Source organism: Terrisporobacter sp. (assembly GCF_017888745.1).
Lineage (GTDB): Bacteria > Bacillota > Clostridia > Peptostreptococcales > Peptostreptococcaceae > Terrisporobacter.
In genome coordinates, this window is record NZ_JAGHFM010000327.1 from 21384 (window position 1) to 32207 (window position 10824).

A 10824-nucleotide genomic window follows, 5' to 3' on the forward strand; every position below is an offset into this window, starting at 1 on the left:
GTACAGATAAAAACACTTTGAATAAATGAATTCTCTAAAGTGGTCAAGAAGGAATTGCGTTGGTGATATTAGCTGATAGAGTGTTTATAATTATTGATTATGTTTAAAGATAGTTAGAAAAAATATTATCCAGTAAATATAATTAAGTCAAAAGTTAATATTCAAATAAAACACTTTGATTTTTAATAAATATTGCAAGTTATAAAAAAAATATTGCAAAAAATCACAAATGTAATTATAATCTTATTATAATATAAGTATTGATATAGCTATATAATAATGTTTATAATTAAATGCTAATAAATAACTTTTATAAAACGTGAAAGTTTATTTTGTTGTATTGCAAAAACTTGTGGAATTTATAGGGGGATAAGTATGTGTGTATTAGATAAAGTAAAGGGAAAAAAAATAAGAATAGTAGATACAACTCTTAGAGATGGAGAGCAAACAGCTGGTGTAGCTTTTGCAAATCAAGAAAAAATTGCTATAGCTGAGACTTTAAGCGATATGGGTATAGATCAATTAGAAGTTGGAATTCCAACTATGGGTGGGGATGAAAAGGCTGCAATAAAATCCATATGCAAAAGAAATTTAAAATCTAGTATCATGGCATGGAATAGGGCTGTGATAAAAGATATAGAAGAGTCTATAGACTGTGGAGTTGATGCAGTAGCCATATCTTTATCTGTTTCTGATATTCATATAGAGCATAAGTTAAAAAAATCTAGAGAATGGGTACTTGAGAATATGTATAACTCAGTAAGTTATGCTAAACGTAATGGATTATATGTATCTGTAAATGGAGAAGATGCATCTAGAGCAGATACAGACTTTTTAATAGAATTCATTAATATTGCAAAGGAAGCAGGAGCTGATAGATTTAGATATTGTGATACTGTTGGAGTAATGGAACCTTTTACTATTAGAAAAACTATTGAGAAATTATACAAGACAACAAATTTTGCTATAGAAATGCATACTCATAATGATTTTGGAATGGCGACTGCAAATGCAATTGCAGGAATTTTAGGTGGAGCAAACCATATAGGTGTCACAGTTAATGGATTAGGTGAAAGAGCAGGGAATGCAGCTCTTGAAGAAGTTATAATGTCTTTAAAATATGTTTATGGTTATGAAACTAATATAGATACAAGAATGTTTAGAGAAATATCTAAATATGTGTCACAAGCATCTGGAAGGGAATTACCATCATGGAAAGCTATTGTTGGGACAAATATGTTCAGACATGAGTCAGGAATTCATGCAGATGGAGCTATGAAGAATCCTAAAAATTATGAGGCCTTTGATCCTAGTGAAGTAGGTCTTGAAAGACAAATAGTAATAGGTAAACATTCTGGTAAAGCTGCTATAATAAATAAATTTAAAGAATATGGAATTGAGTTAAGTAATAAAGAAGCAGATGATATGCTCATATTAATAAGACAAACAGCAGTAAGTATGAAAAGAAATTTATTTGATAAGGAAATTGTATCAATATATAAAGATTTAAAAAATAATAGAATATATCTATAAAAATATAATAAACAGTAATAGTTAGGGGAGGAAAGTCAGTGGGAGAAAATTTAACATATAAAATATTAAAAAAACATTTAGTAAGTGGAGAATTGAAATCAGGCAATTTTATTTCTATAAAAATAGACCAAACACTTACTCAAGATTCAACAGGAACAATGGCATATTTACAGTTAGAAGCAATGAATATAGATAAAGTAAATACAAAAAGAAGCATTGCATTTATAGATCATAATATGCTTCAACAAGGATTTGAGAATGCAGATGATCATAAATATATTCAAACTGTTGCTAAGAAACATGGGATTTATTTTTCTAAACCAGGTAATGGAATATGTCATCAAGTATTCTTAGAACGATTTTCTACACCTGGAGACACTTTACTAGGATCTGATAGCCATACACCAACAGCTGGTGCAGTAGGGATGATTGCTATTGGTGCAGGTGGATTAGATGTAGCTTTAGCTATGGCTGGTAATACTTATAGTTTAAAATGCCCTAAAGTTGTAAAAGTAAATTTAACAGGCAAACTCGGGTATATGACATCTTCAAAAGATATAATTCTTGAAATCTTAAGAAAATGTAGTGTTAAAGGTGGAGTAGGAAAAGTATTTGAATATTGTGGGGAAGGTGTCAAAACATTGTCTGTACCACAAAGAGCTACTATAACTAATATGGGAGCTGAATTAGGAGCTACTACTTCAATTTTTCCAAGTGATGAAAATACATTAAAGTTTTTGAAAGCTCAAAATAGAGAGGATGAGTTCATAGAACTAAAAGCAGATGATGATGCTATTTATGATGAAGAAATAAATATAAATTTAAATGAATTAGATCCATTAGCGGCTATGCCTCACTCTCCAGATAATGTGAAAAAGGTAACTGATATAGGAAAAATAAAAATCGACCAAGTTGCCATAGGAAGTTGTACAAATTCATCATATGAGGACTTGATGAAAGTTTCACAAATACTAAAAGGAAATAAGGTTCATGAAGATGTAAGTTTAGTAATAGCACCTGGTTCGAGACAAGTTATGGAAATGTTATCTAGAAATGGAGCCTTAGGAGATATAATAAGTTCAGGAGGTAGAATATTGGAAAATTCATGTGGACCATGTATAGGAATGGGGCAATCTCCTGGGACAAATAGTGTGTCTTTAAGAACATTTAATAGAAATTTTTATGGAAGAAGCGGAACACTTACTGCTGATGTATATTTAGTGAGCCCTGAGGTTGCAGCTGTATCAGCTATAAAAGGAGAGTTAACAAATCCTAAAGAATTAGAAGTAAATTTTAATCAAATAGAAATAGATAGATTTATTATAGATGATTCTATGATAATTAAACCTGAAGAAGGTACCAATGAAGTTGAAGTAAAAAGAGGTCCAAACATAAAACCATTCCCTTTGAATACTCCTCTAGAAAATCAATTAACAGGAAAAGTAGTTTTAAAGGTTGGAGATAACATAACAACAGATCATATTATGCCTTCAGATGCTAAGTTACTGCCATTTAGAAGTAACGTACCATATTTATCTGAATACTGTTTTAATACAATCGATAAAGATTTTCCATCTAGAGCTAAAATAAATCCAGGAGGATTTATAATTGGTGGAGAAAATTACGGTCAAGGATCATCAAGAGAACATGCAGCTTTAGCACCTTTATATCTAGGTATAAAAGCTGTTATTGTTAAAAGTTTTGCAAGAATTCACAAAGCTAATCTAATTAATAGTGGAATAATACCGATGGTTTTTTCAAATATAGAAGACTATGATGACATATGCCTTATGGACGAATTAGAGATTGATGATTTAACTAAAGTTATTGAAAAAGGAACTATAAAAATAAAAAATATGACAAGACAAAAAGAATACGATATAAAAATTGAATTATCTGAAGATGAAATTGAAGTAATAAAGCATGGAGGTAAGTTAAATTATACTAAAGCAATTATTAATAAAAAGGAAAATTTAAATGAGGTGAGTATAAATGTATAAAATAACTCTAATACCGGGTGATGGAATAGGTCCAGAGGTGACAGAGGCTATGGTTAGAGTAGTAGAAGCATCTGGCATTAACATAGAATGGGAAAGGATATATGCAGGAGAAAAAGTAATAGAAGAATATAATACACCAATTCCAAATTATGTAATAGACAGTATAAAGAAAAATAGAATTGCAATTAAAGGACCAATTACAACTCCAATAGGTGAAGGTTTTAAAAGTGTAAATGTAACACTAAGACAAAATCTTGATCTATATGTAAATTTAAGACCAATAAAAAGCTTCAAAGGTATAAAATCAAAATATGAAGATGTAGACTTAGTAATTGTTAGAGAGAATACAGAAGATTTATATGCAGGAATAGAGCATAAAATAGGAGATTATGGAGCTGAAAGTATAAAATTAATTACTAAACCTGCTTGCGAAAGAATAATCAATTTTGCCTTTAATTATGCAAAAGAAAATAATAGAAATAAGGTTACAGGAGTACACAAGGCAAATATAATGAAGCTTAGTGATGGATTATTTTTAAATACATTTAAAGAAATTTCTAAATCTTTTAATGTAGAATCAGATGATTTAATAGTAGATGCAGCAGCGATGAATCTTGTATTGAACCCAGAAAAGTACGATGTCATGGTTATGCCCAATTTATATGGAGATATATTATCTGATTTATGCGCTGGACTTGTGGGAGGACTGGGAATAATACCAGGTGCAAATATTGGCAAAGAGTATGCAGTTTTTGAAGCAGTACACGGTAGTGCACCACAAATAGAAGGGAAAAATGTTGCTAATCCAACTGCACTAATACAATCAGCAATAATGATGTTAAGATATTTAGGAGAGCATAAATATGCTAGAAAAATAGAAAAGGCACTAGAAACGGTATTTATTAAAGGAGAAAAATTAACTGTAGATTTAGGTGGAAAAAGTAGTACTCAAGAGTTTACGGATGAAATTATAAAAAACTTATAAAATAGCTTCCATTTGGGAGCTTTTTTATTTTTTTAATAAAGAAAATTAAGAAATTGTAATGAGAATACTTCCTAGTAGAATTTAATAATAAATTAAAATATTATTGATATTAATATGATATAATATTAAATAAAAAGCAATGGAGTCAAAATGAAAGAAAAATACTATGATAAACTATTTAATATTAATACTATAGGAAACCAAAACTGGAAAATAACATCTATACATAACCATCCATATGAACCTACACTGTACATTGCACTAGAAGAACTATTTAAAAATTATCAACTTTTAGAAAATGATTATGTAGTTGACTTTGGATGTGGTATGGGAAGATTACTATTTTTTATTAATTACTATTTCAAGTCTAATGTTACAGGTATAGAAGTAAATGAAAGATACTATAAAGAAGCATTATACAATAAAATTAATTATGGAAAAAAAAATAAGAAATGTCTAGATAAAATAAATTTTATCTGTACCAAGGCACAAAATTACAAAATTAAAAGCTTAGAAAATAAATTTTATTTCTTTAATCCTTTTTCAATTCAAATATTTTCTAAAGTTATAGATAATATATTAGAATCTTATGAAAAAAATCCTAGGAATATGGATATCATCATGTACTATCCATCTCAAGATTACTTAGATTTTTTAGATTATAAGACACCTTTTATGATGCATGAAGAAATATTATTAAAGGATTTATATTGTAAAGATGACAAAGAAAAATTTGTGATTTATTCTTTACATTACTATTAATTATATTAATACCACAAATGAGAGTAATAACATTAAAATATTTATTAAGTATTATTTCATATGTAATTTGCATATTATCATTAGTTTTGAAAGTTATATATTATGAAAGATAAATCAAACTAACAAAATTAAAATATATTAAAAATGAGGTAAAATATGAATACTAAAAAAACAGCATTAATAACAGGCGCATCTAGAGGTATTGGTAGAGAAGTAGCTAAGTTATTCGCTAAAAATAATTATAATGTAGTGATTAACTATAATAAATCAGAAAAAGAAGCTCAAGATCTATTAGAAGAATTAAATAATGAAAACTTGAGTGTTAGAATTTTCAAAGCAGATATCTCAAATCCTCAAGAAGCTAATTCATTAGTAAACTATACAATAGGCCAATTCGAAAGAATTGATGTATTAATAAATAATGCGGGAATAAGTAAATTTAATTTATTTACAGATATAAGCTATGAAGAATGGCATGAAGTAATGAATGTTAACTTAAATTCAGTTTTTTATGTGACAAAAAAGGCTTTACAATATATGATTCCCGAGTTACAAGGAAAAATCATAAATATATCGTCTATATGGGGAATAGTAGGAGCTTCAAATGAAGTTCATTATTCAGCTTCTAAGGCAGCTTTAATAGGAATGACAAAAGCTTTAGCTAAAGAACTTGGTCCATCAAATATACAAGTGAATGCTATTGCACCAGGTGTTATAGAAACAGATATGATAAAAGATATAGATGATGATACTATAGATATGTTAAAATATGATACACCTCTTATGAGAATAGGCAAACCAATAGATATTGCAAAATGTGCTTTATTTTTAGCACAAGATGGGGGTGACTTTATTACAGGTCAAGTAATAAGTTCCAATGGAGGTTTTGTAATATATTAGTCAAGTTATTTATGATTAATTTAAACTTCATCTACAAAAGAAAAGATATTATAAAATTCTTATGTGCCTTTGGCTAGTAATCTTCAAAACTACATTTTGTAGTTATAAAATGTAAACAAAAAATTAATTCACCTTCTTAATCTATTCATGATAAAGATGGTTAATACATAAGTATAATTTTTAAAACTCAAGGTGAACTGATAATAGTTCATCTTTTTATTATATAACAATAACTTGGCTAATATCATTAGTTAAAATCAAATCTAGATAATATACCATCTTAACTTAATTTTAGCTTCTTTAAATAATTAAATATATATTAAGGGCACTTAATTTAAAATTTTATACAAAATTATTTTATTATATAGTGTTATGAACTGTGTATATAAAATATAGTGTAGATTGATTTACATTTTATGTATAATATTAAATGTAAGGAGTATTTAAATATTGGAGGTAAAATATGTATAGTTTTACAAATGATTATAGTGAAGGGGCTCACGAAAATATACTTAATGCACTAATGGAGAGCAATTTAAAACAAAGTTCAGGTTATGGATTAGATGAATACTGTGAAAAAGCAAAGGATATACTAAAAAATGTATTGAAAAATGATGATATAGATATTCATTTTATACCAGGGGGTACACAAGTCAACCTAATATGTATATCATCATTTCTGAGACAACATGAAGCTGCTATCGCTGCTAATACAGGACATATTGCAGTTCATGAAACTGGAGCAATAGAAGCCTGCGGCCATAAAGTCATTACTGTAAACAGTAATGATGGAAAGCTTAATAAAGAAATGATTAAAAATATATTAAAAATTCATAATGATGAACATATGGTTAAACCTAAATTAGTTTATATTTCCAATTCAACCGAAATAGGAACAATTTATAATAAAAAAGAACTAAGTGATTTATACAGTTTTTGTAAAGAAAATAATTTAATATTATTTATAGATGGAGCTAGAATGGGCTCTGCTATTACAAGTAAAGAAAATGATTTATTACTAAGTGATTTAGTAAATTTATGTGATGCATTTTATATAGGAGGTACAAAAAATGGGGCACTATTTGGTGAAGCATTAATTATATGTAATGATAATTTAAAAGAAGACTTCAGATATAATATAAAACAAAAGGGTGCTCTTCTTGCAAAGGGAAGACTATTAGGTATACAATTTATAGAGTTATTCAAAGATGATCTATTTTTTGATTTAGCTAAACATGCCAATGATATGGCTTCGCTTATACAAGATGAGTTGATTAATCAAGGTTATAAATTATTAATTAAATCACCTACTAATCAAATTTTTCCTATACTTCCTAATAAATCAATAGAAAAGTTAAGAGATAAATATACATTTAATACTTGGGAAGAGTATGATGAAAACCATACTATAATTAGGCTTGTAACTTCATGGGCTACTGATAAAAATAAAGTAATATCATTCATAGAAGATTTAAAACAAATTTAATTACTATTCAATTTAAGAAAGGAAGTTTAAAATGCTTGAACTAAAGAATATATCTTTTAAAGTAAAAGCTTTAGACAACTCAGAAGAAATAACAATACTAGATAATATAAGCTTTGAAATAGAAAATGGAAAAATTTTAGTAATAACTGGTCCAAATGGTGGAGGTAAGTCAACTTTAGCAAAAATAATAATGGGAATTGAAAAACCAACTGGTGGTAAAATTATTTTTGATGGAGAAGACATAACTAATCTAAGTATTACTGAAAGGGCTAAACTTGGTATAGGATATGCTTTCCAGCAACCTCCTAGGTTCAAAGGTGTAACGGTTGAAAAATTATTACATCTAGCATCTGGGGAAAATTTATCAGAAGAAAAGTGTTGTGAATATTTATCTAAAGTAGGTTTATGTTCAAGAGAGTATTTAAAAAGGGATGTGGATAACTCACTTTCTGGAGGAGAATTAAAAAGAATAGAAATCGCTTCTTTAATGGCTAGAAATCCAAAAGTTTCTATATATGATGAGCCAGAAGCAGGTATAGATTTATGGAGTTTTTCCATGCTTGTAGATATGTTTAATAATTTTAAAAGTTACAATGAACAAAGTATAGTCATAATTTCTCATCAAGAGAGAATAATTGAATTAGCAGATAATCTTATGATAATTGCAGATGGAAAAATAAAAAAATTAGGACAAAAAAATGAAATTTTACCTTTATTACAAAGTGGAATGAAAGACTGTTTATGCCAAATGAAGGAGGTTGCACTTACTCATGAGCAATATAATGATTAAAAACTTATTAAAAACTATTGCAGATATAACAGGAGAGGAAGAGGGTGCTTTTAATCTTCGCAGTAATGGTTGTGGTGTAGAAAGAAGATCTAGTGATAATATCATAATTACACCAAAAGAAGATAAACCAGGTATAAACATAACAATAAAACCTAATACAAATAATGAAACAGTGTATATACCTGTTGTTATAACAGAAGCTGGTGTGAATGATTTAGTATATAATGATTTTTATATTGGAGAAAATTCTAATGTAACAATAGTTGCTGGATGTGGTATACATAATGATGGAGACAATAATAGTCAACATGATGGTATTCATACATTTTATATAGGAAAAAATTCAAAAATAAAATATAGTGAAAAACATTATGGTGAAGGAAACGGTATAGGTGAACGTATTTTAAACCCTACTACTATAGTAAATATGGAAGAAAATTCTTATTGTGAAATGGATATGACACAAATTAAAGGTGTTAACTCTACTAAAAGACAAACAGAAGTTAATTTAAATAAAGGAGCAAAGCTTATAATAAATGAAAAGTTAATGACCCATGATAGCCAAAGTGCTCACTCAAATATAATATGTAATTTAAATGGTGAGAACTCTGTCTTACAAATAATTTCTCGCTCTATTGCTAAAGACAACTCTGTTCAAGTATTTCATCCTATAGCAGTTGGAAATAATAATTGTAAAGCTCATATTCAATGTGCATAAATAACCTTTTTACCAATTTATACTACATAACAACACTGTATTTCCAACGTATTCAGCTGCAAATTACCAATTTTTAGGATATATTCTTTACTGACAATATACTGACAATTAGTTTTTTAAACTTCCGCTGACAATATACTGACAACAAACTGACACTATTAAAATAAAAGAAAAGGAGAAAAATCCTTTTCTTTTATTTTAATGATAGTAAGCTTTCTAAATTAGAAGTAGCATTTTTATCCATTTCTTCTAAAGTATGAGTGTATATATTTAATGTTGTTCTTATATCAGAGTGACCTAATCTTGAGCTTACAGTTTTAATATCTGTATTAGCAGCAATAGATAAAGTTGCAAAGCTATGCCTTAAATCGTACATTCTTATTCTTCTTAAATTATATTTCTTACAAAACCTATCAAATTGGTAATATAAGGTAATCATTTTCCACATTTCTAATTTTGTATTTAAACATACTAAATTATAAGTGTTATAGAGAACTCCTTCACTGTGTAATTTTTCTTGTCTCTGTTTTTCATTTTCTAGTTTTTTTAATAAATAAGATGGTATAGATATTACTCTTTTAGATCTTTTCGTTTTAGGTTCTTTGAAATAAGATTCTCCATCAATTTCATAAACACTCTTATTTATAGATAGAGTTCCTTTATTAAAATCTACATCATCCCAACTTAAAGCCATCGCTTCACCTTTTCTTAATCCAGCTAACATCATAAGTAAAAGAGGTAACTCTAGCACTTTTCCATCGACATATTCCATAGCTTTTAGTGCTTCTTCTTTACTCCAGCTAGAAGCTTGTACTTTTACATTTTTCTTAGGTACTTTTATAAAGTCTGTTAAGTTTTCAGGGATTTCTTTAAATCTATATGCTTCCCTTAGTGTTACTCTTAAAATAGCATATCTAGATTCAGCACTGCTTCCTCCGTGTTCTTTATATATAAGATTAACCCATTTTTGTAATTGATATATTGTAACATCTTTCAATAAAATATCTTTAAAGAAAGGTTCTATAGAAGCTCTTATAATACTTTCTCTTTTTTTTATTGTATATGGAGATAAATTATTTTTATTATCTTCTAAAAACTTATAACATCTATCAACTAAGCTTATGTTCTTATTAATTATAAATTTATTGTTATTTATAGAACTCTTTAAATCAATTAAATGCCTTTCTGCTTCTTTTTTTGTTTTATATTTCCCTATACTTTTTTGCTTTGATTTTCCGTTTTCATCAATATACTCTATATAGACATTATAGTTTTCACTTCTTTTTCTTATAAATGTACTTTTAATTTCATAATTATCTAACATTGTATCACTCACTTTCTTAAAAACTCTCATAAATATATATATTTGGAAGCTTAGTAAGTATTAGATGTTTATTATTACTTACTTTTATACTTTGTTTTTGAAGTGATAAATATTCTAATCTTTTTTTTAGGATATTCAAAGAAATATCTAAATACTCAGCCATATCATATATATTAGTTATATTTTTATTTAAAGCACAAATTATTTCCTCTTCTGTTACAAGAAACTCACAAGCCCATTTATCTGCTTTATTTTCAAATTTATTATTATATAATCTTTCTCTGTAATTTTTATTTTCTAATGTATTACCTATAGTTGTGAAGTAA

Annotated in this window: 9 protein-coding genes and 1 pseudogene; 8 read left to right on the forward strand and 2 right to left on the reverse strand. The window is 27.5% G+C overall.

Annotation, left to right across the window (positions count from 1 at the left end; genetic code table 11):
• Positions 1–375: 375 nt before the first annotated feature.
• The 8 genes from nifV to J7G74_RS14505 all read left to right on the forward strand — a co-directional run bounded on the left by nifV (position 376) and on the right by J7G74_RS14505 (position 9174).
• On the forward strand, positions 376–1533 hold the full coding sequence (gene nifV / locus J7G74_RS14470; protein ID WP_297136621.1) for a homocitrate synthase: 1158 nt from the start codon (positions 376–378) through the stop codon (positions 1531–1533).
• Between the two features lie 38 nt (positions 1534–1571).
• The gene (locus tag J7G74_RS14475; protein ID WP_297136623.1) at positions 1572–3533 is read left to right on the forward strand and encodes an aconitate hydratase; all 1962 of its coding nucleotides are present in this window, start codon (positions 1572–1574) and stop codon (positions 3531–3533) included.
• The gene (locus J7G74_RS14480; RefSeq protein WP_297136624.1) at positions 3526–4518 is read left to right on the forward strand and encodes an isocitrate/isopropylmalate dehydrogenase family protein; all 993 of its coding nucleotides are present in this window, start codon (positions 3526–3528) and stop codon (positions 4516–4518) included. Before J7G74_RS14475 ends, J7G74_RS14480 begins: the two co-directional genes overlap by 8 nt.
• 150 nt (positions 4519–4668) lie before the next feature.
• Positions 4669–5280: a class I SAM-dependent methyltransferase gene (locus J7G74_RS14485; protein ID WP_297136626.1), complete on the forward strand. Its 612-nt coding sequence runs from the start codon at positions 4669–4671 to the stop codon at positions 5278–5280.
• A gap of 156 nt (positions 5281–5436) precedes the next feature.
• Positions 5437–6180, forward strand: coding sequence for an elongation factor P 5-aminopentanone reductase (gene ymfI / locus J7G74_RS14490; protein ID WP_297136627.1), 744 nt, complete (start codon positions 5437–5439; stop codon positions 6178–6180).
• 463 nt (positions 6181–6643) lie between these two features.
• Positions 6644–7666, forward strand: a complete 1023-nt coding sequence (locus tag J7G74_RS14495; protein WP_297136629.1) for a threonine aldolase family protein — start codon at positions 6644–6646, stop codon at positions 7664–7666.
• A gap of 31 nt (positions 7667–7697) precedes the next feature.
• The gene (locus J7G74_RS14500) at positions 7698–8456 is read left to right on the forward strand and encodes an ABC transporter ATP-binding protein (RefSeq protein ID WP_297136630.1); all 759 of its coding nucleotides are present in this window, start codon (positions 7698–7700) and stop codon (positions 8454–8456) included.
• On the forward strand, positions 8437–9174 hold the full coding sequence (locus J7G74_RS14505) for a SufD family Fe-S cluster assembly protein (RefSeq protein WP_297136632.1): 738 nt from the start codon (positions 8437–8439) through the stop codon (positions 9172–9174). Before J7G74_RS14500 ends, J7G74_RS14505 begins: the two co-directional genes overlap by 20 nt.
• Before the next feature lie 193 nt (positions 9175–9367).
• Here the strand turns inward: J7G74_RS14505 and J7G74_RS14510 are convergent, their stop codons facing one another.
• Both J7G74_RS14510 and J7G74_RS14515 read right to left on the reverse strand, forming a co-directional pair.
• Positions 9368–10528 (reverse strand): tyrosine-type recombinase/integrase, encoded by a 1161-nt coding sequence (locus J7G74_RS14510; RefSeq protein ID WP_297136634.1) that lies wholly within the window; start codon positions 10526–10528, stop codon positions 9368–9370.
• A pseudogene (locus J7G74_RS14515) lies at positions 10515–10824 on the reverse strand (ImmA/IrrE family metallo-endopeptidase); the annotation flags it as partial. The gene J7G74_RS14510 and the pseudogene J7G74_RS14515, both read right to left, overlap by 14 nt.

Coding starts and splice junctions, on each gene's coding strand:
- nifV (WP_297136621.1), top strand. CDS start 376: ATGTGTGTATTAGATAAAGTAAAGGGAAAAAAAATAAGAATAGTAGAT.
- J7G74_RS14480 (WP_297136624.1), top strand. CDS start 3,526: ATGTATAAAATAACTCTAATACCGGGTGATGGAATAGGTCCAGAGGTG.
- J7G74_RS14485 (WP_297136626.1), top strand. CDS start 4,669: ATGAAAGAAAAATACTATGATAAACTATTTAATATTAATACTATAGGA.
- ymfI (WP_297136627.1), top strand. CDS start 5,437: ATGAATACTAAAAAAACAGCATTAATAACAGGCGCATCTAGAGGTATT.
- J7G74_RS14495 (WP_297136629.1), top strand. CDS start 6,644: ATGTATAGTTTTACAAATGATTATAGTGAAGGGGCTCACGAAAATATA.
- J7G74_RS14500 (WP_297136630.1), top strand. CDS start 7,698: ATGCTTGAACTAAAGAATATATCTTTTAAAGTAAAAGCTTTAGACAAC.
- J7G74_RS14505 (WP_297136632.1), top strand. CDS start 8,437: ATGAGCAATATAATGATTAAAAACTTATTAAAAACTATTGCAGATATA.
- J7G74_RS14510 (WP_297136634.1), bottom strand. CDS start 10,528: ATGAGAGTTTTTAAGAAAGTGAGTGATACAATGTTAGATAATTATGAA.